Genomic DNA, 20,829 nt, shown 5'->3' with positions numbered 1-20,829 from the left:
CGAATTTCTTGGCGCGGGCACGGGCACGATCCTGTGCGCGTGTTGCCAGCGGAAGAGGCCAAGATGATGTAGGCTCCCCATCTGGCCTGAGAGCGCTGAGAAACTTCCGATCTTCGTCTGTCAGCTTCATTCGCTCTGCTCCCCAAGTGCGCGGATAGCGCGGGCTGACTTCGCATAGCCGATTGCCAGACGGTTGTAGTGCTTCCCTTCTTCATAGAACCGGGTTTGCTTTTTCAGCCCGTATTTCCCGCTCTTCAGCTTGTCGTGGAAAGCTTTCGCATGCTTCCGAGCCGCCTCGGCCTTGTGATCTAGGTGTTCTGCGACAGACACGAGAACGGCGATTGTTATTTCCTGCGCAATGTCTATGGAGCGAGCCGGAACCACTCGTGCACGGTCCTTCCAGACCATCTGTTCGACTTGAGCGATGAGTTCCTTACTCGGCATGGTCGGCCTCCCCAAAGTCAGCGACATAGGACCGCGCCATTTCCCGTGCGGCTTCCTCGCTCCAGTCGAAGCCCGAATGCCCGAACTCCGCGCTTGTGTATTCTCTGGCGTATTCCCGCGCTTCGCTTGCCGTCACGTTCGGCCAATACCTCAGCATCTCATTGTAGAAAGCGCGATAGTATTTCGATTTCGATGTGAACTTCTCAGGCATTCGACGCCTCCTTTGCGCGCAAGAGGGCGATCAGAAGGGCGATGGCAGGATTTGCGGCTCTGCCATCAGCGCACGCTGCTTCGTCTTTCCTGTCGCAGTTTGACGGGTCGTATTTGTGAACATATGCCCATCCATTCGGGAAAAGTTCTGTTCTCCCAACTCGCCACTTCCACCCCGGTAACACCCTCTCAGCCAGCGCGATAGTGGCGTCTACGGAGGCAGTGAGTTTGGGTGTTTTCTCAGTCCACAATTCGCCATCGACTTCAAAGTCAAGCCATTCGTCCTTGAATTCTTCGTCGGTATCGCGGCGAATATTGGTTGCGCCTTTCTGAGTGACATATTGGAGAGCGATACAAATCTCCGCATCCACTTCCCTGTCAGGCGCGTCTAGCTTGGAAAGGCGGGTAATGAGGTCGGTCATTTCTTCGCGTCCTTCTTTTTCGGCCACGGGTAGACAGGTTTGGGAATGTCTGGATGATCGATCGCTTTATTCGATAGAAAGACCACATCAGCGACACCAGCAGACAGCCCGACGCCGCTATGTGATCCCTTCGACCTATTGAGCAGTTCAGCAGCAGGCCCATCAGATTGGCGGATAAGCCATTGCTCATAGTACCCGTCGCCATACCAGCCAGACAGCGGACGCCCGAACCGATCAAGGCAGTATTCCAGCACAACGGAAAATGACGCATCGGTCAGAATATATGTGGTTCGGTGATATCCTCGACCTTCTGTGCTGTCGAAGGAACTGCGCACAATGTACCCCTTGAGGTTATCGAGGCGCTTAGCGTTCGCTGCAATTTCCCGCTCATGAGCCTGACAGGCTTCAACCGTGTCGAAAACCTTGCCATCGTCAGAGATATAGACTTCGCGTTTCTCGGCTTTCATGAACGCGCCTCCTGTAGAATGCGCCGCACTTCGTCTGCGGCTTCCTTGTCGGTTGGTTTGCGACCAAGCCGCGTTTCAAGCTTTCCGTAAATTGTGTGAGGGCCAGCGTTGTGCCATGTGGTGGTGACGATCATGACAGCTTCCCTTCCAGCACGGCGCGGGCTTTGCGGAGGTCGCCAATTGATACGACAATCTTAACCGTCTCTTTGTCGCGCCAGCCTGTATCGTCTACGGCGCGGTCATTGGCATGGTCCGCAAACGGCTCCAACGCCTTTTCAGCAGCCGCGAGCTTGGCTTCGAGGGCTTCGGCGCGGTCCACTTCATCGACATATTTCTGCGATGCTTCACGTGCTTTCCGTGACCAGTATCGCCACAAATCAGAACCGGACGGATCGCTATCTAAAGCTTCCTCCATCTCCTTAACCCGCGCAGTCAGCGCCGCGTTGTCGGCTTCGGCTTTCTCGGCACGTTCCTTCCATCGTCGAAGGCCGCGATGCATAGTGTCTCTCAAGCTTTCTTCATTGGTTGCGCGCTGGCTTGCTTCCACATACCGTGCCCGTTCCGCCGCCAATAGCTCCACAGCCTGCGAGCGGGTGACGAGTTCGTCGCTGTTAATATTATTGAGGAATTCATTAAGCTTCCGAAGATCGCCGTTACATACCCTCACAAATTCATGATCGGGCGTAGGCGGTCTGGCTATAAAATAACCCGCAAGTGCATCAAGGTGATCATAAAACTTTTTACTGATGCTAACTCCTGCCACCGTCTCCAGTCCCGTATCTGTAGCGGCAGGCGCGGGGCGGGTGTTCATGGCGTCAACAACTTCCTTGGCTTTATGCGTTCGCATTGGAGCGACCATTACACCTTGATCGTCATAAACCCACGAATAGCTGTCTTCGCCATCGGGACCGTACTTAATCTCGTATCTCCAAGGCTTCAGTTCACTCACCATGACGGTCGTGGGCTGAGGCATCACCGGAGAAGTCATACCGCGCTCATCCCGGCTCAGGCCAACGTTACCGCGTACCCATGACTGGCGCTGCTCTTCCATCATTTCAGCCTGTTGCTCTGGCGACAGGGCATTGAAAGCGGCAACGGCTTTCTTCAAAAGGTCTTCACTCGCCATGACGGTCGCCTCCTGATGGGTGGGTGGCGCTGATAACCGCCGTGGAAATGCTCTTGAAAAGCTTCTTGATGATCGCATCACGCTGACTATCCGTGACGTAGCCGCGAAGACGCAGCCTTGAAAGCGCCTCACTATCCTTCTGGAAATGGTCAGCCACATCGTCGTCCAGTTCGGGAAACTGTTCTTGGATTGATGGAGCGCCCCACCCGAGTATGATTTCCCTGCTCATTCCGCGCCCTCCGATGGTGCAGAGGGGGACACATGCGCCCAAGTGCTCCCGTGAAGAACACGCAAAACCGTGCTCTTATCTACGTCGAACCTTCTTGCTATCTGACGGGATGAAAGCCCTCGAAACGCGAGTTCCTTGATTTCAATGACCTTTGGTGGTGAAAGTTTCGCAGAATTAGTTAACTCGCCCTTTCTGTGAGGAAGCCTAACTGCTCCGAAATGATAACCGTGGTATCTATTCTGAGACGGCGTTACCCACTCTAAGTTATCAACTCGTGCATTTGTTCTGTCGCTGTCGATATGGTTCACCTCTGGGAGAGCCAGAGGATTGGGGATGAACGCTTCGGCTACCAGTCGATGAACGCGAGCCGTTGCTTTTCGTCCATTCGAGAGATCGGATAGGCTAACTGTAAGGTAACCGGTGCCATTCTTTCGAGCCGTCAGAAGATGCGCGCGAAAGCGCTGTAGTGATCCGTCTTGTTTTTTGATCAAACGGCTAACGGACCGAACACGCCCAAGGTTCGACACTTCATATAATCCTTCCCACCTGACCACAGGTTTCCAAAACTCAACCATTTCGGCCTCCTTTGATGGGAGGGAGAGGCAGCGGACGCCAGTGGACGAACTCGTCAGGACTTTCCGCCCATTCGTTGGAGTGCGCGTGAACCCAGCCGGTTTCGCCGCCTTCGTAAGCCATCGGAGCGCCCCAATAGCAGTCGGTCAGCCGTCCATATTCATCAGACCAAAGGTCGATTACTGTCCCATCCTTCGGCGCGCTCTCAATCGGCCTCCACCCATCCCCCTCGACCTTACCGGCGTCGGCATGGTCCGGGGAGAGTAGGGTGCGGATGGCGTCCTCTATCTTGGCGAGTGCCTTCTGAGCCTCAAACGCTTGTGCGCTATCACCCTCGTAGCAATATATCATCGCCCGGATCGTGGCGAATTCTACATCCAACGCCAGCTCACGCGCTGCGGAAGGCTCAAGCGCGGACAGGATGCGAGCCTCAAAGTCGGCCTGTGCGGCGGCTTTGGCGGCGTCGGCGGTTTCAAAGCTGCCTAGTGTGTCGCCGTCATCCTCTCCGAGTATAAGATCGTACGGCTCAGGTATGTCGCTCCATTCAGCCTCGTCATCCCAGAATACAGAATACGTAAGAGGGCCGATGCCGCTGGTGTAGCTCTTGGGATATTTGTCTTCCCGCCACTCCAGCTTCTTCACAGCCCCTTGCACGGGGAGGAAGGGGAGTGCGGCCTTCAAAGCCTCGTGGAAAGCTCCTTCCGGCGTAGGTTCCTCCGAAGGATAGATGACAAGATCGTCGTAGTATTTGTTGTGCGCGGCTATTGCCGCCTTCACGGCTTCTTCCGGTAGGGTGGTCATGGCTGGTTCCTCGCAGTTCCCGCCTGCATCAAGCGGGATGGTGGAAGTGGTGGAAGGGCGGATTTGTCGATGCGCGGCGACTTCTCGGACTTGGCAAAGCCTTGTCCTTTGATCGTGCCTTTCGGGCGAACGATACCTTTAGCCTTGTCGCTCATCCGCTTGGTTTTGGCGGCTCTTGGTGTATCAACCGTGCGGGTTTTGTATCCGTGACAAGACACACAAACGGCGGCGCAGTTATCCAGTGTCGGTTCACCGCCGATGCTGTCGGCAATGATGTGATCGTATTGGACGCCAACGGATAGAGGCGCATTGCAACGCTGGCCCTGTTTGAAGCCGTACATTTCGCCAATGGCCTCACACTTACCGAGTGACCGGCGCAGAGCGGCACGTTTGATTTCCTTGGTGAACTCGCGGCGAGCCATCATTCCACCTCATCCAGTTCAGCAACATCGGCACCGATAAGAGCGCAAGCGTCTTCCAAGGCTGACTGTTGCGTGTTGAAGCCAACCGCTACGCCGCCAAACCAGCTTGTAATTTTCCGTGCCTTCGCGATGCCTTCCTGGGACTTTATCTGGGCTGTGGTCATGAAGCCCTTGGCCCAATCCATAACACCGGCCTTGACGGTCTCAGGGTCGTTCGGGTCGCATTCCTTGGTCAGCGCGACCAGTTGGACAACCAGCCTCATAAGCTCCCGCTTCTCGACCTCTGCGCTTGGCTGACCTGCGTCATCTTCAGACACCCCCTGTTCGCCCGCATCCGGCTCGCTGGCTGGTATTTCGGTTTCTTCGGTAACAATCTCCGCTTCTTCGATTTTCGCGCTCTGTGGCTCATCTCCGAAAGGATCAGCAACGGTCTGGACCGGCGTGATGTCATTGGCTCTGCGAAAGCGCGAAGCCTCCGTCATGTCCACCATTTCGTCGTCGGTGTAGACGCCAAGCATCAGGGCTGGTTCGTATATGCGGCACCAATCTCTTGTCCCGCGATAGACGAGCATTCGGTTAAAGTTCTTGGCTGTCCAAGGGGTGCCCGTTCCCGTAGTTTTCCATTCGGCCACAGAACCATCGAGCAACCGCATATCCTGACGACGATAACCGGGACGAAGTTCGGGAATAATCTTCTCTGTCAACGGCTTGTCACTGAGATAGATGCGCATGGCGTCGCCTTCACCGTCGAAATGGTGATGTAGGCTCATTCCCATCTTGGCTTGCAAGACTGCGGACACCAGCTTGCCCTCGTAGCAAAGCTTGCCATGGACAACGGAAACGCACTGTGCAACTGCGAACGGGTCCAGACCCCATCTAACAGCCTGGTTCACTACCAAAAAGCAGTTGGACAGGATTTGCTCGTAAGGCAGCATTTCCTTTTCGTCCTTCTTGCCCGTCATGTAGAGGCTTTCCGGCATCAGAGTTGAACGCGCCATAACGGTAGCAACCCGCTGCATGTGTTCAAATCTGCCAGTATCCAGAAGCGGCACCGCGTCAAGCACGTCGATACGATCTCGCTTGGCGACCTGTTGTGTTGAAATATCGTTCATTTCACGCTCCGATAAGCTTCTGCTGGTACCAAACCGGCATGTCTGTCTCATAAAGTTCGTCTAGCTGGGTCGTTGGCACCCAAGGCTCATCCGGTCCGAACTCGTCCATGTACCGGCGATAATTGGCGACCGCCTTAGCGATCATTTCTGATGCTCTGTCGTAGATCGGGTTATCCGGCGAGATCATTATTCCGTGCGAGATCGGTGCGGCTGACTTCTGCCAAAACACAAAGACAAACGCGAAGCTCTGGAAGTTGGCGACATTAATCAGCCATCCATCCATTCCAGCGGGCAGGCCAAACACTAAGCCTTCCTGCAAGAGCCGTTTCATCTGTCTGCGGCCTTCGGAATAATGGTGAGCCGAGACGATGTAGTCATAGTTGGCAATGGCGTTTCGACATGCCTGGGTGAACTCGATGCCCTTCTGGTTGTCGATGGATTTCAGATCAACGATTGACCGGGTTTGCAGATAATCGAACCGCGCCTTGTATCTGATGTCATCGACAGTCCAGAATACAGACACTTCCGGCAAACCACCCTCGAAAGCTTTTTCCAGCGTCCGGTTCTTCTTGATGAAGAGAGAAGCAAGCAAAATCTTGTGGTAGTCCTTGATCTTGATCGGCTCTTTGCCTGCTTCTTTGATGGCCTTTATTTCGGCTATTCCGGCCTTCTCGTTGCCTTTGCCCATATACGGCGCGTAGAGCGACTTGAACTTGTCAACGCCTTCCAGAACGCACGTATGAAGGCGGCGACCGAATACCTTGGCTTCGGTATCATTGTCCTCGTGGTGCGGGTTCATCCAGCTTTCAAACCAGAAGTCAGGCGCGCTATGGACAAGCTTCTTAAGACCAGTTGATCCCAAAGCCTTATCAGCGTGATAGTCGGTGTCAGACAAGCCGAACCAAATGCCGTCTTGATGCTGCAAGGTGTCAGTCACGATCACCTCCACGGGCTAGCTCAAGCGCCTTTTCCTTGTCCCTTTGCCAGTCGTGTTCGACATAATCACTGATGGCTTCAAGTATCTCGTCCTTGTCGTCTGCTTCCTTGATCTGTTCGAATAGGTCTTGCAGGCGATAAAGCATTGAGACAGACGCATGTACCTTGTCAGAGGCTAGCTTAAGGGCAGCGCTACCGAGTTGATAATCTGATATTTCCAGCGTCTGGTTGAACTGTTTGACAACCCAATCAACGGTCTGGTTCTGCTCGTTGGCGATCAGTTGCGCAGCTGCAATGGCTTCATCTTCCGAAAGGTGTAGGTCGCATTCATTGTAAACCGAACCAGAACCCACGCCTGTCTCGACACACATGTACCGAAAGCCGTGATCATAAGCGCCTTCTGCGCTATTGAACTGAACGCTGCCGATAGTCAGCTTGTTTACGAACGGCTCAAACAGCGAGTATTCCAGCGACATATCGTGGTTGCTTCGATACGAAGTGCTGCACCGTGGGCACGAAAAATCATAATCAGTTCCAGCCGGTGAGGTAGCCTTCCACTTCCTGGTGCCAAGGCAATCGGGGCAGGGGCGCTGCTTACGATTGGCGACTGTGCGGCCCAGATAGACCGTATCTCCAATCGAATATTTGCTCTCGATTTTCACATCACTCTCCCGAAAAATCTGCCAACCCGACTTCCAGAGCGCGGACGTATTCAGCGTTCTCGGCTGCTAGTTCTCTCTGCATCTGGATTGCTGTCTGGATTACGTGTTGCGTGAACCGATCCGGCTTCTTTCTGTCGTGACCGGATACGTGGATAGTCTGGGCGCGGGGCTTGCGGCTTACTTGGAACAGGGCGGTCATTTTGCTGGCTCCTGCTTTGCTGTTGAAGCTGGCTTGCAGTAGGCAACCGTTGACCGGCGTGTGTCTCCTGGTGCGTCGGTATCGAAGCGCATACTGCTAAGTATTTCGAAGCAGTCGGCCTTCGGCATTGGCGGTGTGTTGTCCACCGCTCCGCAACCCCATCCAGAAATACCCATGCAGACGAAAAGTATGTATGCGGGTTCCATCTCACTCACACTTTCTCGGCCAGATACGCGGCCCATACTGCAAACGTTGCGATGAAGGTTGAAACGGCGATGAAGCTAAGAGCGTCTTCGATAAGGTCACGCATCGGGGCCTCACTCAAAAATCTGCTTGATGACATCGCGATATCGGTAACTTCCTTCACCGACGTTCTTCGCGGCTTTCTTGACCATTTCCTGCGTAAGCATGTCGCCGATTTGGCTTGCTGCACCTATGGCAGCTTCGATGATCGGACCTTTTTCGGAAGCCAGAAACTTCTTCACTTCCGGCATGACTTCCTCAGCCATGAACTCGCCTACGACCTTCGAAATCTGGTCCGACATTTCCCACCGGTGAGATTGGAGAAGCCCGTCAATCAGCCGCTGCTTTACCTGCGCGTTAATGTCTTCACGGTTGGCTTCGAGGAATGCTTTTACGTCTTCTTCAGTCACGGCCTCGTCCTCTTGCTCTGGCACAGCGCTATAAAAGCGACGATCAGTGCCATGGTGATTAGGTGATCGAATGGGGAGGCGATCATTTCTCCCTCCGCTGGCAAACAACTTCCGTGGTCATCAGGCGAAGCGCCTCATCGGGGCCTGTCTGGTAGGGCCGGAAGATCAATTCAAAGGCGTGGTTCACGATGCCCTTGCCGACGAATTCGCAATCCTCGCGGTCCCAGAATGGGCCGATCTGCTCGACTACCCGGTTTTCAACCAGCACAAACCCAACATGCGGATCGTGCGGTCTGGTGGCTGGTACGACGGACAGAGCCGTGGAAATCATCAGTGCAGAGAACATCAGGCTACTCCCCGATAGATCGATGGTGATTTGAAAGACCGCTCGTGGCGGACCTGATTGCGCCGGTCCTCTTCTTCCTCGAAAGCCATCTGCTTGAAGAATGGCGTGTCCTTCACCCACAAAGGCGGGGCGTCAAAATCGCCAGAAAAGTACGGTGCGGCCTGTTCGTTGATGATCTCGCCAGTCAGCGTCGATCCATCGAAACGAACGATATCCAGTGCATTCCGGTAGGTTGCCTCGTTAGCCACATCGAAGAACGTGGCACCGGAAACCAACATCGGATCGAACCATTCCCATCCCGAAGACGTGGGCACCTTGAGCAAGATGCGTTCATCAGTATTCAGGGCTATGTCACGCATCTCTTGACCTCTTGGTGAAATCTCGCGGGACAGATCGGCGCGTTGGCTTCTTCGTGAACCGCTTTGATGACCCTATGTAAGCCATGCCTACCTACATTGTCAAACGAAAAAAGTAGGCATGACCTACAAAAAAATTTGACACGCGATGTAGGTAGGGACTATTGGTGAGGAAATCGAAGCAGCGACGAGGGTGCAATTCCCTTGCTGATGAAGCTGCAAGCGCGGGGGTCGTAAGTCCTACGGTGCTGTCAGAAACAGAGGACGGGTGGCCGAGAGGCGCTCTAGCGTGTGTCCCATTCCCGGCTCCGGCCTTCAGGACATGCTAAACGATCCCCCACCTCTGGGAAGGCTTTTGTCTTTCTGGGGGTAGGGGGGTCTTTAGCTGGAACCCTTCCCCCACCAACCTTCAGAACAAGAAATCAGAGATAAGAACTGAAACGTAAGACAGTATGCGTTGAGGAATAACGCGCAACCAGCCCAAAGCGGCGTAGGAGGAAGTGATGAAAGAGTTATTCAACTCACCGTATTTCGGTCAGTTCTGCGTAATGGTCGCGTCAATCACGCTCATGCTAGGCGCGATGAACCTGTATTGGGCGATGAAAAAAGTAGTCACCTTATGGGAAGACTTGAGAGAAAGCTTGAAGCGCACCTCAAAGTGATCTGTATCTGAATGATTAATGAAAAACCCCGCCGAAGCGGGGCTGAGTTCAGGGTGCAAGATATTTCGATAGACCGGCTATCGCCAATACAGCGACTACGAAACCCAATAATTGCAGAGTGGTCGGAAGTGTGCTGACCTTGCCATCTAGGCGAGCGACATCAATCTCGACCTTGCTCACCTTATCGATGATTTTATCGAGCTTATCTTCAATGCGCTTTGATGTTGCCTCTAGGGCAGAAACGCGAATTTCCAATTCATCACCTCCAGAAGGCGGCTGCCCGCCTTTCTTATCCTGGTGAATATAAGACACGTTCGATGAACTGTCGAATGGTTTGGGATCTCGATCACTCGCCATTTGCTTTTGCCCCCCTCAATACGAGCGGGATATTATGAAGTCGAATGAAGCCGCAATTACCGCATGAAAAGGCCACGGCAGGAATGGAAGGCGCTCCATCCCAATACATTCGCGGATCCTTCAAAAGAAATGCAGTTGACGGAACTTCGCCTTCCAACGTCCTGCTTACCTCCAAATGCCAGTCAGCCGCATCGCACATGGGGCAAGGCTTTCCAGCAACCTTTTCCGCAATGATAGAAACTGCCTTCGGCGTGTTAAACTGGTCAAAAAAATTATCTCTATCGCTCATCCCGCCCCCTATTCACCCTTAATCCGTTCCCACTCTTCCGGAGATAGAGCCGCTTTCAAGCAACTCCCGCCAGTGCAATGAAGTGCACAGACACAACCTGGTCGTGATCGAAAATCAGTTCTTTCGGCGGGTTGAACTGCGAGAGCACAAGCTCTTCAGCATTGTGACGAACAAAGCGCTTCACGTAGGCGTGTGGCGGTTCGTGTTCGTCAAACTGGATTTGGGCGACGACATAATCACCCTTCTTGACCCGACGGCGCGGATCGACAAAGGCAACTTCTCCATCCTCATAGCGTGGGAACATGCTGTCACCGGATATCTGGACGCCATACGCGCCGGATATTGCCGCGATTTGCGGCGGTGCCATCACCTCATACAGAATAGTACCGTTCATCAGAAACTGCCCGTCGATCCCGCCAACTGCCTGACCATAGACAGGAACCATTACGCCAGCACCGGTTACTTTTTCACCAATGGTGGCGTTTGGAGCGTCGGTCATTTCGCGCTTCGGGCGGCCACTTTGCTTGACGGATATTCTCACTCCATCTGATAGGGGCGGCATTCCATGACCGGTGATATACCATTCGGCGTCCCCGCCAAGCAGTTCCGTGAGACCTATTAACTTGTCGCTGCCGGGCTGCGTTGTATTATTTTCCCACTGGGTCACAGAAACGCGAGCTATGCCGAAATGGTCGGCAAGCTGTTGTTGCGTAAGTCCTTTTTGGGTCCGTGCTCGACGTATTCTATCGCCAATTGTTTCCATAGCGCCGTTGTAAATCCCGCCTACGTAAAAATCACCTACATATGACGCTTGACAAGGTAGGTAGGTATAGCCTACAACTGCCTACCATGATCGAGATTGTCGCAAAAGCAGCAGAGGAAGTGGGAGGCGTCGTTGCGCTAGCCCGCGCCCTCAACATCAAACACACCGCCATGTACTCTTGGAAACGTGTTCCTGCGGAGCGCGTTCTGGAAATCGAAAGGGTATCTGGCATTTCCCGCCATGAGCTTCGTCCCGATCTGTATGGGGAGAAGGCAGCGTGAACATGATCCAGTACCAAACGCCAGCAACTATCAATCCAGCCAGTGCGCAACTTCCAGCGACCTACCAGAACGCAAAGAACGCACTCTCGGAATGTGTCCAGATAGATGAATGCGTGACATGGGCAGATAAGGCAGCCGCCCTCGCTTCCTATGCAAAGCAGGCCAACGACGACGAAATGATGAAGATGGCTACCCGCATTCGGGATCGTGCCATTCGTCGGGCCGGTGAACTGCTCAAGCAGATCGAGCCACAGTCGGGGAAGCGTACCGACCTTGAACCTAGTGGGGGCGTTCCTACTAGGTTGGAAGTTGCAAAAGAAGCTGGCTTGTCCCGCGACCAGATGCACACCGCGCTTCGAGTTGCCAACATTCCCGACGAAGATTTTGAGCGTCAGGTCGAAAGCCAGAACCCGCCGACCGTCACCAAGCTTGCCGAGCAAGGCAAGAAAGCCGCTCCCAAGCCGGTAATCGATCTCAAAGGTCGCGATCCGCAAGAGTTCAACCGGTCCATGCACTTCGTGCAGGCGCTGGAGGCTTATCAGCGCGAAGTCGAAGCCATGGCTCTCGACACAATTCTCCCTGTCTTGATCGACAGCGAGCGAGAACGCGTCCGCAAGGCTATCGCCGCGATTGACGCCACGCATGACCGCATCATTACAAGGATATGAGACATGGATGAATTTAAAATACGTTCTGAAATGCATCAGATCGTGGCCGAAAACCTCGCAAATGGCATCGTTGTAGATGTCGATATGCTCTGTCTCGGGCTGATGGAAAAGCGCGGAACAATTGAAGGTGAAGGCGCTGAGTTTTATCGCGTTCATACCTTCAAGGATGTGAAGCGCATCGCAAAGAGCGTCATCGGAAAGTACGACGCGAAAGATACCACTGACGCGGAACTCCTTCTCCCGGGCTTCAAGCATCTCTGTAAGGCTTACCCAATGAAACGTCAGGGCAAAAGTGTCCTCGTTCCTGTGGATCAGTGCAGCGATTTTGAACTGATCAATCGAGCCACTCAGCTTGAGGATATGGCTTCTGGTTGTCGTTCTCATGCCGGTGAAATCCGCGAGTACGTGTTGGCCCGAACAGCTTCCGCCGCTTAACCCATTGCCTGCCGGGGACACCTCGCCCCCGCCTGTTACTCGGTAGGTAATAAGCCCGGAGATTTGATCTCCCTGACGGGTCTCCGGGCAACCCATTTCACAAAGGACCAAGCTATGCGCATTGCAGCCCTTCTGAACTTCGGAGCGTTCCTCTTCAATTTAGCGGTAGCAACATCGACAGATAGCTTTGTTGGCATGTTCTGCGCTGGCTTCAGCCTTGGAATAGCGTCGTTTATGACCGCCGCTATTGTTTTCGATTTTTAATGCAGAAATCAGGAACATGGCCATGAACATCACCGGAAAGGATCGAAAGGATTGCGCTCTGCCAAGATGCTTCCCTTCGGCTTTCGTGGTGAGTTTTCAGGCCAGTACCACAAGACGAGTTGGACGCCAGTGTCAGTCTTCCAGGCTTTCCGGGCTGTCCGCTTCATCTTCATCACTTCAGTTCCCTTCAGGACAACTGGTCACCACGACCAGCTCTCTTCCACGGCTTCAACTTAGCCGTGGAGAGATTGCATGTCTGAACAAAGAATTTCCGCGTACGGAAAAACAGTTTCCGAGGACAACAAAATGAGCATGGGTTTTACAGCCATAGATGACGCCCGTTATTGGGCCGAAGAGCTGCAAAAAGCCGAGTACAAGGGCCTTGGCGACACCCGCGAGGCCGCACGTTACCGCGTAGCAAAACGTACTGGTGTTTCAGAGAGTTACCTCAAGCGCTTGCGCTACCGTTACGAGGAAATGACCGATGTGGCCGGTTCGGCCTACCGGGCGCTCATGTTGGCATACAACGACATGTGCCAGCGCAATGAAGAAGCAGCCGCCCGCTACTATGCGGAGCGCCAAAATCTACGAGCAAACCATGAGACTTATTACGAGCCTGTCCAGCCGGACATGGGAGCGGGTTCTGCTTGCCTTCAGGCGGAACTCGAAGAGGAAGGCAAGCGCACGAAGGCGTTCAAAGCCAAAACCGCTCGCATTGCTCAGATGGCTATCGCTGCGGAGACGAATGCGTCTCGCCGCTACGCTTCGAGATAAGGCCGATCACCTAGCGGATCGCGTCTGCCCGGAGTTAGCCGATTGGCCGACCCTTGAAGAAGAGTTCAACATTCCAGCACCGGGAGAAGTGAAATGAACGCAGGCCATAATTCGCAGCTTACCGAGAATGAACGCAAGGCGCTTTTCTTCCATCACCTGCGCAAGCGTATGTCTCACATCAGCAAGGCCGCAGAAATCAACGCAGCCAAGAAAGCGGACGGCAAGGTAGCTCAGGCTGACGGTATAGTTCTGGGCGATCTGGACTATGCCATCAAGGCGATCAACGCCGACGACAAGGCTACCGTGACTGACCGCTTCCTTGCGCATGGCGAAGTTCTTTCGTGGTTGAACCTGACGCCGGGTTTCCAGTCCGATCTACTCCGCGACCGTGCGCCAGCCATTGAGCGCATTGAAGGCGAGGGCGAGCTTGCAGGTCTAGCCGGTAAAGACCCGGAAAGCAGCCACGACAAGGGTTCTGACGAGGATCAGGCGTGGATGAGGGGGTGGCACCGTGGCCAAGAGATCATGCGCGACAACCTCAAGAACGCGATGGAAAAGATCAATTCCGAGGCCGAGGAAGAAACCGGCGACCCCGACTTCCCTGACGTGGAGGCCGCGTGATGGCCAAGCAACTGCCAATCATCGCCTGGACAAACAAGTCCGGGTTCGAACTCCTCATGATTAACAAGTCACAGACATTGGTTCTGCCTGACGACGGCCGCGCCCCTGACTGCGATATTGCCCTCGCCAGTCATAAGGACGCGCAGGAGATTATTGATGATCTTTATAACGCCTTGAAACTACTGGTCGAGTACGGTGAAGGCGAAGAGGAGCCTGAATTATTTGAAGAGCAACACCGTCGATTGAACATCGGTCGTGCCGCTCTCGCCAAAGCTCGAGGGGAGGCTGCCTAATGCTCTCCATGACGCCACGCCAGAAAGATGCATACGACTTCATCCGTTCATTCATCGATGAGAAGGGCTACGGCCCTTCGTATGAGGAAATCCAGGAAGCGCTTGGCTTGCATTCCAAGTCTGGTGTCCATCGCATCATTGAAGGGCTTGAAGAGCGCGACTTGATCGTCAGACGTCCCGGTATACGCCGGAGCATCGCACTGAAACCAGCCTTCAACGCTGACTATCACCTTCGCCGTGTCCTCTCAGCGCTCGACGGTACTCAGGTATCGGACCATGAGCACGTTCTGGAAGCAGCGCGGTATCTACAGGAGGCCGCATAATGTCTCGTGAAGATAAGGAACTCGAAGCCAAGATCGTCCAGATGGTCAAGGATGGCGTGAACCAGAACGAAATCCGCCATGAGTTGAAGATCGGAAGCAAGAAGCTTCAGGAAATCGTTCGCCGGAATGGTCTCAACACCGGGAAGTTTTCAGCGGCTTGGACTGAGGAAGAGCTAGAGATTATCGAGCGCCTGCACCGCAAGGAAGGACTATCGCCGGGCAAGATATTCAAGACTGGTCTCCTTCCCGGTCGCAGCAAAGCATCCATCGCCACGCGCTGCTACAACACGACCAGCCTTTTGCGAAAGCAGGAACGGACTGCCCCCAGCATTTCGAAAGAGCATGAAGCTCTTATGCGTCAGTCCATCCCAGACGATACCCGATCCAAAACAGCAAGGATCATGGGCGATCCGTTACCTGGTCGCAGTGCGCTAGACATGCGGAGGGCAGCATGAGCCAACGTATCGGTAACGCCCTCATCATCACCGGCTATGTGCTTATCGCTCTGGCTTGGATTTTCGCCCCGGTAGCCTGCGTTATGGGGAGGTATTGAATGCAATCGGAGAGACCGACACATAAGCTTTGCATCGATCCTTCCACGAACGCCGGTTATTGCCTGCTTGTGCATGACGAGGACAAGCCGGAGAGCGAGCGCAGAACGCAACGCGAGCGACTGTTCTATGGTTCATGGGATTTAACGCGGGATCGCGACGGCAATAAATGTTCTCGTCACGGCGATTACTATCTCAACCTCTGGGATAACGTGGTCAAACTTCTGCGGAAGCACGACATATTTGACAGCAAGGACGTGGAAATCATTTTGGAAGCCGAGGCTTACGGCGCGGCTCGTTCTGAAGCGTCGGCGCGGCTCTCTGGGGGCTGGATAGCAACTGTCAGCATGATCGCAGCACGAAGAGGTTTCCCGTTACCAAGGACCGTGAACACTGTTTCATGGCGCAGCTTTTTCATCGGCGTCACCCAAGCGCCCAAAAGCGTTACTGACGGACTAGAAGGTCCGAAAAAGACGGAAAAAGCCAGGCAGTGGCTGAAAGATCAGGCCGTCGCCGCCTGCAAAGCGCGAGGGTTTGAAACGATTGATGATAATGCTGCCGAAGCAATCGGCATCCTGTTTTGGGCGCTGAATGGCGGGATTATTCGGCAGGAAAAAGCCAGAGCAGCAAAGAAAGCCAAGTCCAAGGCGAAGCGCGCACAAACGAAAATGAATTTGCAGGTGGCGGCATGAGCGCAGTGAGGAAAATGGATTACGAGCAGCCCGCACAAGCAATCTGCAACTATGAGGCAGAAGGCGCGGTGATCGGAACGCTCCTTCTCAACAATGACGCTTTCCCGCTGATCGCCGGTATTCTCCAGCCAGTGCATTTCTATGACAAGTTTCTTGCTGAGATATTCGGCGTCATTACCGATGTCATCAAGCAGGGCAAGGTTGCGCAGCCAGTTACAATCAAGCCGTTCCTTCCGTGGGATCGCAATATCGACAGCGAAACGACTGTAGGGCGATTGGTCGCCCGGTGCTGCGCTCAACACGCTCTCCCGCCTGCGATGCTTCCACAGGTTGCCCAAATGCTTGTTGATCTATCGAAGCGCCGTCAGATTATCGCCATCGCTCAGGATGTCATAGCCGAAGCCCAGAACGTCAGCACAGAAAGCGACCCGGCCCAGATTGGCGAGCGCGCAATATCGGAGATCAGCAGTGCATTGTCTGACGGAGACGACATTTATGGCGCGGTATCATTCGGGACGGCTCTGGATGACGCTCTGGAGGACACAAACCGGGCATACAGCGGCAAGCGTGGGACCGGCATAGGTTATCGCTTCCGGCCAGTGGAAGAGCTTATCGGCCCAATGTGTGGCGGTCAGCTTATCATCCTCGGAGGAGCAACCAAACAAGGCAAGTCAGCACTGGCCGGTCAGTTGGCAATGGGAGCAGCGGCGGAAGGATTTCCAGTCTGGTTCTATTCCGGTGAAATGTCAGCAAAAGAGCTGGCGATGCGGGAGAGCAGCCGTGAAACCAAGGTCACGGTAAACCGGCAGAAGCGCGGCAAGGTGAACGAGAGCGATTTCGAGCGCCTGATGAACTTCCGCAACGCAAACCGCGAGAAACAAATCTACATCCAGCAAAAGCGCCTAACGCTGGATCAGATTGAAGAGCGCATTCGGTACTTCGTGTCCAAGAAAGGCAAGGGACTGGCCGTAATCGACCATATGGGGCTGATCGACAAGAACAAGGATGAGAAGAAGCTGGCGGATTGGGAATTTGGCCAGATCGTCACGGCGAGGCTCAAACAGATCGCCAGAGAGACGGACATTCCGATTATCGGCTGCGCACAGTTGAAGAAGAACACCTTCACGGATTATCGACCGACGATCAATGAGAAGTTTTTCCATCAGCTTTTATCCAAAAAGCCAAGGTATTCCGACCTGATAGGAGCAATCGAACGAGACGCCGACCATGTACTGATCCCGTTCCGCCCTGTGGTTTTTCTCAAGGAATATGAACCTTCTATCCATTCCGATCTTCATGAGCTTTGGCAGGATTTGGTCGACCAGAACGAGGACAAGGCCAAGATATTCCTTGCTCTCTCACGTGAAAGCCAATGGCCGCGTGATGTGGAATGCGGCTGGCATGGGCCAACGACAACATTCGTTGATCTGGGCGGTATGAACCAGCCAGAACTTATCAAGCGTGAAGTCATCGACAATCCAATGGGGTTAGGCTTCTGATGAACCACTTTGCAGCGTACACCCAGCAAGTTCCAACCGGATACCGTGTGATGCTTCGCTTTGCGCAGCACGGTAGGCCAAACCCGCTCATGGACAAAGGCGACAAGCCCAAGGTCTTCTCAACCAAGCTAGAAGCCACAGAGGAGGCCCTGAAACACCTTCTCGCCTACATGAACACAGAATACCTGCGATGCGGTGAAACAGCGTCAGCGGCCCGCACAGAGGCAGAGAAGCTATTCCCGACACTCCAGCCGATACGGAAGAACGGGAAGGTCATCGAAGTGACTAGGAGGAGGAAGGCGGCATGAGATACGGCTCAGTTTGCTCAGGTATCGAAGCTGCAACTCAGGCTTGGCATCCTCTCGGTTGGTCGCCAGCGTTCTTCTCCGAAATTGAACGTTTTCCCTGTCAGGTTCTCGCTCATCACTACGGCGCAAACATGCCTGGTGATGAACTGTCTGCAAATGGTGTCCCGAACCTTGGTGACATGACCAAATTCAAGGAATGGCCAGACTATGCAATTGACCTTCTTGTCGGCGGAACTCCCTGCCAATCCTTCTCAATCGCGGGACTTCGCAAAGGACTTGCTGACCCACGCGGCAACCTCATGCTCACCTATCTTGCCATCGCTCGACGCTATCAGCCCCGCTGGCTGGTTTGGGAGAACGTCCCCGGCGTCTTGTCTTCCAACAAAGGAAGGGACTTTGGAACCTTTATCCGAGGGCTGGAAGAATGCGGGTATCATGCGGCCTGGCGAGTGCTTGACGCTCAGTATGTCAGAGTGGACGGATACGAACGGGCAGTCCCTCAAAGACGAAGGCGTGTGTTCGTTGTCGGATATCTTGGAGACTGGAGACGTGCCGCATCGGTATTATTTGAGCGCGAAGGCCTGTCTGGGAATACTCCGCCGCGCCGCAGTCCGCAGGAAAGTCTTACCAGAGATGTTGCGCCAAGCCTTAGAGCACAGAGCAACTGTTCGCTAAGAGATGACAGCGATGCCTATGTGGCGGTTTCATCGTCCGGAGATGTAGCGCATTGCCTGAATGCTGGCGGAATGGGCAGGCAGGACTATGAGACAGAAACGATGATTGCATTCAATAGCCGTGAGGACCCGGAGGTCACCTTCGATCGTTCAGGGCCGCTTGGCGCATCGTCTCCACAGTCGCAAGCTATAGCATTTCAGGAGCGAGGGAGAGAGGGCGGCCGCACCTTGGAGATTGGAGGAGATGTTGCCTACGCTCTTACTGCGCCATCCGGTGGCGGCAGAACACAGGAGAAGAACATCTGCTTTGATTGGAATGTACGTCGCCTCACGCCGACAGAATGCGAGCGCCTGCAAGGTTTCCCAGACGGATACACGAATATCCCTGTCGGCAAGAAAATGGCTGCCGACGGCCCGCGCTACACAGCCCTTGGAAATTCCATGGCAATCAACTGCATGAGATGGATTGGCCGGCGCATTGATATGGTCGAGGCTCTTTCGGAAAAGGAATTGGCGGCATGACTGACAACGTGAACCGTCCCCGTCACTACACAGCGTCAGAAACAGGGCTTGAATGCATCGACGCTATAGAAGCAGCGCTTACGCCAGACGAGTTTCGTGGGTTCTGCAAGGGCAATGCTCTGAAATACATCTGGCGCGAGCGTCACAAGGGCAAATCAACCGAGGACTTGGAAAAGGCGGCTTGGTATTCGAACCGGCTAGTTGAAACCATGAGGAAGAAAGCGAGGCTTGATCGATGACAGTTGACTCTCGTGTTTATTCGATATGCGCAGAGTACGGCATCAAGATTGTGGATGCTCACCGATACCCGGATATTGGCGAAACACGGGCGGTCGCCACGCTGGACCGGATACTGCGCAACCATGGAGAAGGTCATTTCCGCTTAGTCATGACCACATTGGCGGAAACGGCCAACAATAAGGCATGTCTGGATGAATTTGGCCTATGGATGGCTTCGGACATGGTGATTGCAAACCGGGGCCTGATCGAGCGCGATACGTCAGCATGGCTGGAACTATGGGATGCAATACCGCTAGGGCGTCTTCAATTCATCGCCAACGACCTGTCAGGCATCACCCCGCAACGACATGCAATCAGCGGCATGGTATATGAAAGGGTGTTCCGCCGCTTCGGACCGAACGCAGATCAACTCGACCTTTTGGACGATAGGAGGACAGCATGACGCCGTTGGAAATAGCTGAACTGTTCATCCGAGGCGCAGAAGTTGACCGGCGGTTGCCACAGACAGCGAAGCCGAAGCAGTTGAAGGCGCAGAGCCTGGGTTATGTCCATAGCTGGGCTGAGATGCGTGAATGGGGCGATGAGCGGCATAAAGAGCATCGCGCCGAGATGTTCGCCAAGACCAAGCTGACGACACGGGACGTTTCTGAGTGGGAACGGTGCAACCAGCTTATCCTTTCAGTGAAGGACGATATGCGCCGCCGTTGTCTCTGGGCATGGGCCAACGCACAAGCGGGAGGGACGCCGTTTGGCAAATGGTGCACGAAGCAGGGCTTCACCAGAGAAACGGGAAGAAAGCGAAAAAACCGGGCGATTTTAGAGATTTTCGGTGAGATTGCCCGCATTAACGGCCAAAATTACAAAAACGGCCTAGAAGGGGTGTTGCATGTTTGCCCTGAAACCGGGCAGATTGATGTCACAATCGGAGACCATGCGGGCAGCGAAAAGGTGCTGACATGGCGGGATGATTTCTCGCTAACGCACGGTGAAACCGAACCGGATTTCAGTTGGGCAGAAGCCCGAAACGAAAGACGCCGCCAGAAGTATGCTGAAAGGCGAAAGGCGGCATAAGCGGGTGCAAGTAGCAGGCGACCGAATGTCCAACCGGTTGCCGGGAGGTGCAAATCCTCCCACAGCGCCAAATTCGAGGCAACGCCTCAACGGAATGCGAGACGGCGAAAGCCGTGAAGGATGGGGAGGTCCGTCCGTTCCTCGCAAGTAGCTGACGGCCAGCGAAGATAGCCGTGGTTGGAGAACGGGTCTGGGGAAGTCCTCGTAGCCAGACGGCTCGAAAGAGCGCCGACTAGGGCAAAAATCCGCCCTCATGCAGTACCGCCCCACTTATCCGGGTAGCGCGAGACATGAGGGCAAACAAATCAGAACGGCGGTCATGCGTCTGGTGTGTTTCCAGAGGGGCCGAAATAGCGGTAGCCGCGCCCATATAGCGCGGAGCCTTGCAAGCCTGCCGTGGTCCCGTTCTGATCCTATCCGTATGGTGGTAGGCCACCGTGTATGAGGTGGTGCCCAAATCGCATTGGAATTGGATTTTTATCCGTAGTTTCAATAGCTTGAGGTGGTGCCCAAATGAAACGATGTGTCCACTTCGTCGGGTTTTGTGGTGAGGAGTACTGGTCAGCGGTCAAAGCTTTCGGGCC

The 20,829-nt window shown here is 54.2% G+C and carries 36 protein-coding genes; 16 read left to right on the top strand and 20 right to left on the bottom strand.

Features of this window, described 5'->3' with window-relative positions; genetic code table 11:
• Positions 1 to 126: 126 nt before the first annotated feature.
• The 17 genes from F9K78_RS16945 to F9K78_RS16870 form a co-directional block, all read right to left on the bottom strand.
• The gene (locus tag F9K78_RS16945; protein WP_151682468.1) at positions 127 to 444 is read right to left on the bottom strand and encodes a hypothetical protein; all 318 of its coding nucleotides are present in this window, start codon (positions 442 to 444) and stop codon (positions 127 to 129) included.
• Positions 434 to 655: a hypothetical protein gene (locus F9K78_RS16940; RefSeq protein WP_151682467.1), complete on the bottom strand. Its 222-nt coding sequence runs from the start codon at positions 653 to 655 to the stop codon at positions 434 to 436. The genes F9K78_RS16945 and F9K78_RS16940 overlap by 11 nt, the downstream gene beginning before the upstream one ends.
• Positions 648 to 1,076, bottom strand: a complete 429-nt coding sequence (locus F9K78_RS16935; RefSeq protein WP_151682466.1) for a hypothetical protein — start codon at positions 1,074 to 1,076, stop codon at positions 648 to 650. The genes F9K78_RS16940 and F9K78_RS16935 overlap by 8 nt, the downstream gene beginning before the upstream one ends.
• Positions 1,073 to 1,543, bottom strand: coding sequence for a hypothetical protein (locus F9K78_RS16930; RefSeq protein ID WP_151682465.1), 471 nt, complete (start codon positions 1,541 to 1,543; stop codon positions 1,073 to 1,075). Before F9K78_RS16930 ends, F9K78_RS16935 begins: the two co-directional genes overlap by 4 nt.
• The gene (locus F9K78_RS21930; protein ID WP_154144880.1) at positions 1,540 to 1,677 is read right to left on the bottom strand and encodes a hypothetical protein; all 138 of its coding nucleotides are present in this window, start codon (positions 1,675 to 1,677) and stop codon (positions 1,540 to 1,542) included. The genes F9K78_RS16930 and F9K78_RS21930 overlap by 4 nt, the downstream gene beginning before the upstream one ends.
• Positions 1,674 to 2,669, bottom strand: a complete 996-nt coding sequence (locus F9K78_RS16925) for a hypothetical protein (protein WP_151682464.1) — start codon at positions 2,667 to 2,669, stop codon at positions 1,674 to 1,676. Before F9K78_RS16925 ends, F9K78_RS21930 begins: the two co-directional genes overlap by 4 nt.
• Positions 2,659 to 2,898 carry a hypothetical protein gene (locus tag F9K78_RS16920; RefSeq protein WP_151682463.1) on the bottom strand — a complete coding sequence of 80 codons (240 nt, stop codon included), beginning with the start codon at positions 2,896 to 2,898 and terminating at the stop codon, positions 2,659 to 2,661. The genes F9K78_RS16925 and F9K78_RS16920 overlap by 11 nt, the downstream gene beginning before the upstream one ends.
• The gene (locus tag F9K78_RS22380) at positions 2,895 to 3,473 is read right to left on the bottom strand and encodes an NUMOD4 domain-containing protein (protein WP_151682462.1); all 579 of its coding nucleotides are present in this window, start codon (positions 3,471 to 3,473) and stop codon (positions 2,895 to 2,897) included. Before F9K78_RS22380 ends, F9K78_RS16920 begins: the two co-directional genes overlap by 4 nt.
• A complete protein-coding gene (locus tag F9K78_RS16910) occupies positions 3,466 to 4,272 on the bottom strand; it encodes a hypothetical protein (RefSeq protein ID WP_151682461.1) in 807 nt (268 codons plus the stop codon). Before F9K78_RS16910 ends, F9K78_RS22380 begins: the two co-directional genes overlap by 8 nt.
• On the bottom strand, positions 4,269 to 4,697 hold the full coding sequence (locus F9K78_RS16905) for an HNH endonuclease (RefSeq protein WP_235925464.1): 429 nt from the start codon (positions 4,695 to 4,697) through the stop codon (positions 4,269 to 4,271). Before F9K78_RS16905 ends, F9K78_RS16910 begins: the two co-directional genes overlap by 4 nt.
• Complete coding sequence (locus F9K78_RS16900; protein WP_151682460.1) at positions 4,694 to 5,806, bottom strand: recombinase family protein; 1,113 nt, start codon at positions 5,804 to 5,806, stop codon at positions 4,694 to 4,696. Before F9K78_RS16900 ends, F9K78_RS16905 begins: the two co-directional genes overlap by 4 nt.
• Position 5,807: 1 nt before the next feature.
• On the bottom strand, positions 5,808 to 6,743 hold the full coding sequence (locus F9K78_RS16895) for a PD-(D/E)XK nuclease-like domain-containing protein (protein WP_151682459.1): 936 nt from the start codon (positions 6,741 to 6,743) through the stop codon (positions 5,808 to 5,810).
• Complete coding sequence (locus F9K78_RS16890; protein WP_151682458.1) at positions 6,736 to 7,404, bottom strand: hypothetical protein; 669 nt, start codon at positions 7,402 to 7,404, stop codon at positions 6,736 to 6,738. The genes F9K78_RS16895 and F9K78_RS16890 overlap by 8 nt, the downstream gene beginning before the upstream one ends.
• A 1-nt stretch (position 7,405) precedes the next feature.
• Positions 7,406 to 7,603: a hypothetical protein gene (locus F9K78_RS16885; protein ID WP_151682457.1), complete on the bottom strand. Its 198-nt coding sequence runs from the start codon at positions 7,601 to 7,603 to the stop codon at positions 7,406 to 7,408.
• Between the two features lie 317 nt (positions 7,604 to 7,920).
• The gene (locus F9K78_RS16880; protein ID WP_151682456.1) at positions 7,921 to 8,256 is read right to left on the bottom strand and encodes a hypothetical protein; all 336 of its coding nucleotides are present in this window, start codon (positions 8,254 to 8,256) and stop codon (positions 7,921 to 7,923) included.
• Positions 8,257 to 8,338: 82 nt separating this feature from the next.
• Positions 8,339 to 8,602: a hypothetical protein gene (locus F9K78_RS16875; protein WP_151682455.1), complete on the bottom strand. Its 264-nt coding sequence runs from the start codon at positions 8,600 to 8,602 to the stop codon at positions 8,339 to 8,341.
• On the bottom strand, positions 8,602 to 8,961 hold the full coding sequence (locus tag F9K78_RS16870; RefSeq protein WP_151682454.1) for a hypothetical protein: 360 nt from the start codon (positions 8,959 to 8,961) through the stop codon (positions 8,602 to 8,604). The genes F9K78_RS16875 and F9K78_RS16870 overlap by 1 nt, the downstream gene beginning before the upstream one ends.
• A gap of 500 nt (positions 8,962 to 9,461) precedes the next feature.
• Between F9K78_RS16870 and F9K78_RS21925 the strand changes: the two genes are divergently transcribed.
• Positions 9,462 to 9,620, top strand: coding sequence for a hypothetical protein (locus tag F9K78_RS21925; RefSeq protein ID WP_167518130.1), 159 nt, complete (start codon positions 9,462 to 9,464; stop codon positions 9,618 to 9,620).
• Positions 9,621 to 9,668: 48 nt separating this feature from the next.
• Here the strand turns inward: F9K78_RS21925 and F9K78_RS16865 are convergent, their stop codons facing one another.
• The 3 genes from F9K78_RS16865 to F9K78_RS16855 are packed head-to-tail and all read right to left on the bottom strand — an operon-like array spanning position 9,669 to position 11,029.
• Entirely contained in the window at positions 9,669 to 9,977 is a 309-nt protein-coding gene (locus tag F9K78_RS16865; RefSeq protein ID WP_151682453.1) for a hypothetical protein, read from the bottom strand.
• Positions 9,967 to 10,266 (bottom strand): hypothetical protein, encoded by a 300-nt coding sequence (locus tag F9K78_RS16860; protein WP_151682452.1) that lies wholly within the window; start codon positions 10,264 to 10,266, stop codon positions 9,967 to 9,969. Before F9K78_RS16860 ends, F9K78_RS16865 begins: the two co-directional genes overlap by 11 nt.
• Before the next feature lie 55 nt (positions 10,267 to 10,321).
• Positions 10,322 to 11,029: an XRE family transcriptional regulator gene (locus F9K78_RS16855; protein ID WP_151682451.1), complete on the bottom strand. Its 708-nt coding sequence runs from the start codon at positions 11,027 to 11,029 to the stop codon at positions 10,322 to 10,324.
• Positions 11,030 to 11,115: 86 nt separating this feature from the next.
• Here F9K78_RS16855 and F9K78_RS16850 point away from each other — a divergent pair, with 86 nt between their 5' ends.
• The 15 genes from F9K78_RS16850 (at position 11,116) to F9K78_RS16780 (ending at position 20,245) form a co-directional block, all read left to right on the top strand.
• Complete coding sequence (locus F9K78_RS16850) at positions 11,116 to 11,310, top strand: transcriptional regulator (protein ID WP_235925463.1); 195 nt, start codon at positions 11,116 to 11,118, stop codon at positions 11,308 to 11,310.
• Entirely contained in the window at positions 11,307 to 11,978 is a 672-nt protein-coding gene (locus tag F9K78_RS16845) for a hypothetical protein (RefSeq protein WP_151682449.1), read from the top strand. The genes F9K78_RS16850 and F9K78_RS16845 overlap by 4 nt, the downstream gene beginning before the upstream one ends.
• Before the next feature lie 3 nt (positions 11,979 to 11,981).
• Complete coding sequence (locus tag F9K78_RS16840; RefSeq protein WP_151682448.1) at positions 11,982 to 12,413, top strand: hypothetical protein; 432 nt, start codon at positions 11,982 to 11,984, stop codon at positions 12,411 to 12,413.
• Positions 12,414 to 12,929: 516 nt separating this feature from the next.
• Positions 12,930 to 13,451 (top strand): hypothetical protein, encoded by a 522-nt coding sequence (locus tag F9K78_RS16835; RefSeq protein WP_151682447.1) that lies wholly within the window; start codon positions 12,930 to 12,932, stop codon positions 13,449 to 13,451.
• A gap of 93 nt (positions 13,452 to 13,544) precedes the next feature.
• Entirely contained in the window at positions 13,545 to 14,072 is a 528-nt protein-coding gene (locus F9K78_RS16830) for a hypothetical protein (protein WP_151682446.1), read from the top strand.
• A complete protein-coding gene (locus tag F9K78_RS16825; RefSeq protein WP_151682445.1) occupies positions 14,072 to 14,365 on the top strand; it encodes a hypothetical protein in 294 nt (97 codons plus the stop codon). The genes F9K78_RS16830 and F9K78_RS16825 overlap by 1 nt, the downstream gene beginning before the upstream one ends.
• Complete coding sequence (locus F9K78_RS16820; protein ID WP_235925462.1) at positions 14,365 to 14,688, top strand: LexA family protein; 324 nt, start codon at positions 14,365 to 14,367, stop codon at positions 14,686 to 14,688. The genes F9K78_RS16825 and F9K78_RS16820 overlap by 1 nt, the downstream gene beginning before the upstream one ends.
• Positions 14,688 to 15,143: a Myb-like DNA-binding domain-containing protein gene (locus tag F9K78_RS16815; protein ID WP_151682444.1), complete on the top strand. Its 456-nt coding sequence runs from the start codon at positions 14,688 to 14,690 to the stop codon at positions 15,141 to 15,143. Before F9K78_RS16820 ends, F9K78_RS16815 begins: the two co-directional genes overlap by 1 nt.
• A gap of 98 nt (positions 15,144 to 15,241) precedes the next feature.
• Complete coding sequence (locus tag F9K78_RS16810; RefSeq protein WP_151682443.1) at positions 15,242 to 15,931, top strand: hypothetical protein; 690 nt, start codon at positions 15,242 to 15,244, stop codon at positions 15,929 to 15,931.
• Complete coding sequence (locus F9K78_RS16805; RefSeq protein ID WP_151682442.1) at positions 15,928 to 17,430, top strand: replicative DNA helicase; 1,503 nt, start codon at positions 15,928 to 15,930, stop codon at positions 17,428 to 17,430. Before F9K78_RS16810 ends, F9K78_RS16805 begins: the two co-directional genes overlap by 4 nt.
• Positions 17,430 to 17,738, top strand: a complete 309-nt coding sequence (locus tag F9K78_RS16800) for a hypothetical protein (protein WP_151682441.1) — start codon at positions 17,430 to 17,432, stop codon at positions 17,736 to 17,738. The genes F9K78_RS16805 and F9K78_RS16800 overlap by 1 nt, the downstream gene beginning before the upstream one ends.
• Positions 17,735 to 18,934 carry a DNA cytosine methyltransferase gene (locus F9K78_RS16795; protein WP_151682440.1) on the top strand — a complete coding sequence of 400 codons (1,200 nt, stop codon included), beginning with the start codon at positions 17,735 to 17,737 and terminating at the stop codon, positions 18,932 to 18,934. The genes F9K78_RS16800 and F9K78_RS16795 overlap by 4 nt, the downstream gene beginning before the upstream one ends.
• The gene (locus F9K78_RS16790) at positions 18,931 to 19,173 is read left to right on the top strand and encodes a DUF3310 domain-containing protein (protein WP_151682439.1); all 243 of its coding nucleotides are present in this window, start codon (positions 18,931 to 18,933) and stop codon (positions 19,171 to 19,173) included. The genes F9K78_RS16795 and F9K78_RS16790 overlap by 4 nt, the downstream gene beginning before the upstream one ends.
• Positions 19,170 to 19,616, top strand: a complete 447-nt coding sequence (locus F9K78_RS16785; RefSeq protein WP_151682438.1) for a hypothetical protein — start codon at positions 19,170 to 19,172, stop codon at positions 19,614 to 19,616. Before F9K78_RS16790 ends, F9K78_RS16785 begins: the two co-directional genes overlap by 4 nt.
• Positions 19,613 to 20,245 carry a hypothetical protein gene (locus tag F9K78_RS16780; protein WP_151682437.1) on the top strand — a complete coding sequence of 211 codons (633 nt, stop codon included), beginning with the start codon at positions 19,613 to 19,615 and terminating at the stop codon, positions 20,243 to 20,245. The genes F9K78_RS16785 and F9K78_RS16780 overlap by 4 nt, the downstream gene beginning before the upstream one ends.
• The last annotated feature ends 584 nt before the right edge of the window (positions 20,246 to 20,829 follow it).

It is taken from the genome of Brucella pseudintermedia (assembly GCF_008932435.1).
Classification (GTDB): Bacteria; Pseudomonadota; Alphaproteobacteria; order Rhizobiales; family Rhizobiaceae; genus Brucella; species Brucella pseudintermedia.
The sequence above is the reverse complement of the archived record's forward strand: the minus strand, read 5'-3'. Positions and strand labels throughout refer to the sequence as shown.

Coding starts and splice junctions, on each gene's coding strand:
- F9K78_RS16945 (WP_151682468.1), bottom strand. CDS start 444: ATGCCGAGTAAGGAACTCATCGCTCAAGTCGAACAGATGGTCTGGAAG.
- F9K78_RS16940 (WP_151682467.1), bottom strand. CDS start 655: ATGCCTGAGAAGTTCACATCGAAATCGAAATACTATCGCGCTTTCTAC.
- F9K78_RS16935 (WP_151682466.1), bottom strand. CDS start 1,076: ATGACCGACCTCATTACCCGCCTTTCCAAGCTAGACGCGCCTGACAGG.
- F9K78_RS16930 (WP_151682465.1), bottom strand. CDS start 1,543: ATGAAAGCCGAGAAACGCGAAGTCTATATCTCTGACGATGGCAAGGTT.
- F9K78_RS21930 (WP_154144880.1), bottom strand. CDS start 1,677: ATGATCGTCACCACCACATGGCACAACGCTGGCCCTCACACAATTTAC.
- F9K78_RS16925 (WP_151682464.1), bottom strand. CDS start 2,669: ATGGCGAGTGAAGACCTTTTGAAGAAAGCCGTTGCCGCTTTCAATGCC.
- F9K78_RS16920 (WP_151682463.1), bottom strand. CDS start 2,898: ATGAGCAGGGAAATCATACTCGGGTGGGGCGCTCCATCAATCCAAGAA.
- F9K78_RS22380 (WP_151682462.1), bottom strand. CDS start 3,473: ATGGTTGAGTTTTGGAAACCTGTGGTCAGGTGGGAAGGATTATATGAA.
- F9K78_RS16910 (WP_151682461.1), bottom strand. CDS start 4,272: ATGACCACCCTACCGGAAGAAGCCGTGAAGGCGGCAATAGCCGCGCAC.
- F9K78_RS16905 (WP_235925464.1), bottom strand. CDS start 4,697: ATGATGGCTCGCCGCGAGTTCACCAAGGAAATCAAACGTGCCGCTCTG.
- F9K78_RS16900 (WP_151682460.1), bottom strand. CDS start 5,806: ATGAACGATATTTCAACACAACAGGTCGCCAAGCGAGATCGTATCGAC.
- F9K78_RS16885 (WP_151682457.1), bottom strand. CDS start 7,603: ATGACCGCCCTGTTCCAAGTAAGCCGCAAGCCCCGCGCCCAGACTATC.
- F9K78_RS16875 (WP_151682455.1), bottom strand. CDS start 8,602: ATGTTCTCTGCACTGATGATTTCCACGGCTCTGTCCGTCGTACCAGCC.
- F9K78_RS16870 (WP_151682454.1), bottom strand. CDS start 8,961: ATGCGTGACATAGCCCTGAATACTGATGAACGCATCTTGCTCAAGGTG.
- F9K78_RS21925 (WP_167518130.1), top strand. CDS start 9,462: ATGAAAGAGTTATTCAACTCACCGTATTTCGGTCAGTTCTGCGTAATG.
- F9K78_RS16865 (WP_151682453.1), bottom strand. CDS start 9,977: ATGGCGAGTGATCGAGATCCCAAACCATTCGACAGTTCATCGAACGTG.
- F9K78_RS16860 (WP_151682452.1), bottom strand. CDS start 10,266: ATGAGCGATAGAGATAATTTTTTTGACCAGTTTAACACGCCGAAGGCA.
- F9K78_RS16855 (WP_151682451.1), bottom strand. CDS start 11,029: ATGGAAACAATTGGCGATAGAATACGTCGAGCACGGACCCAAAAAGGA.
- F9K78_RS16850 (WP_235925463.1), top strand. CDS start 11,116: ATGATCGAGATTGTCGCAAAAGCAGCAGAGGAAGTGGGAGGCGTCGTT.
- F9K78_RS16840 (WP_151682448.1), top strand. CDS start 11,982: ATGGATGAATTTAAAATACGTTCTGAAATGCATCAGATCGTGGCCGAA.
- F9K78_RS16835 (WP_151682447.1), top strand. CDS start 12,930: ATGTCTGAACAAAGAATTTCCGCGTACGGAAAAACAGTTTCCGAGGAC.
- F9K78_RS16830 (WP_151682446.1), top strand. CDS start 13,545: ATGAACGCAGGCCATAATTCGCAGCTTACCGAGAATGAACGCAAGGCG.
- F9K78_RS16825 (WP_151682445.1), top strand. CDS start 14,072: ATGGCCAAGCAACTGCCAATCATCGCCTGGACAAACAAGTCCGGGTTC.
- F9K78_RS16820 (WP_235925462.1), top strand. CDS start 14,365: ATGCTCTCCATGACGCCACGCCAGAAAGATGCATACGACTTCATCCGT.
- F9K78_RS16815 (WP_151682444.1), top strand. CDS start 14,688: ATGTCTCGTGAAGATAAGGAACTCGAAGCCAAGATCGTCCAGATGGTC.
- F9K78_RS16810 (WP_151682443.1), top strand. CDS start 15,242: ATGCAATCGGAGAGACCGACACATAAGCTTTGCATCGATCCTTCCACG.
- F9K78_RS16805 (WP_151682442.1), top strand. CDS start 15,928: ATGAGCGCAGTGAGGAAAATGGATTACGAGCAGCCCGCACAAGCAATC.
- F9K78_RS16800 (WP_151682441.1), top strand. CDS start 17,430: ATGAACCACTTTGCAGCGTACACCCAGCAAGTTCCAACCGGATACCGT.
- F9K78_RS16795 (WP_151682440.1), top strand. CDS start 17,735: ATGAGATACGGCTCAGTTTGCTCAGGTATCGAAGCTGCAACTCAGGCT.
- F9K78_RS16790 (WP_151682439.1), top strand. CDS start 18,931: ATGACTGACAACGTGAACCGTCCCCGTCACTACACAGCGTCAGAAACA.
- F9K78_RS16785 (WP_151682438.1), top strand. CDS start 19,170: ATGACAGTTGACTCTCGTGTTTATTCGATATGCGCAGAGTACGGCATC.
- F9K78_RS16780 (WP_151682437.1), top strand. CDS start 19,613: ATGACGCCGTTGGAAATAGCTGAACTGTTCATCCGAGGCGCAGAAGTT.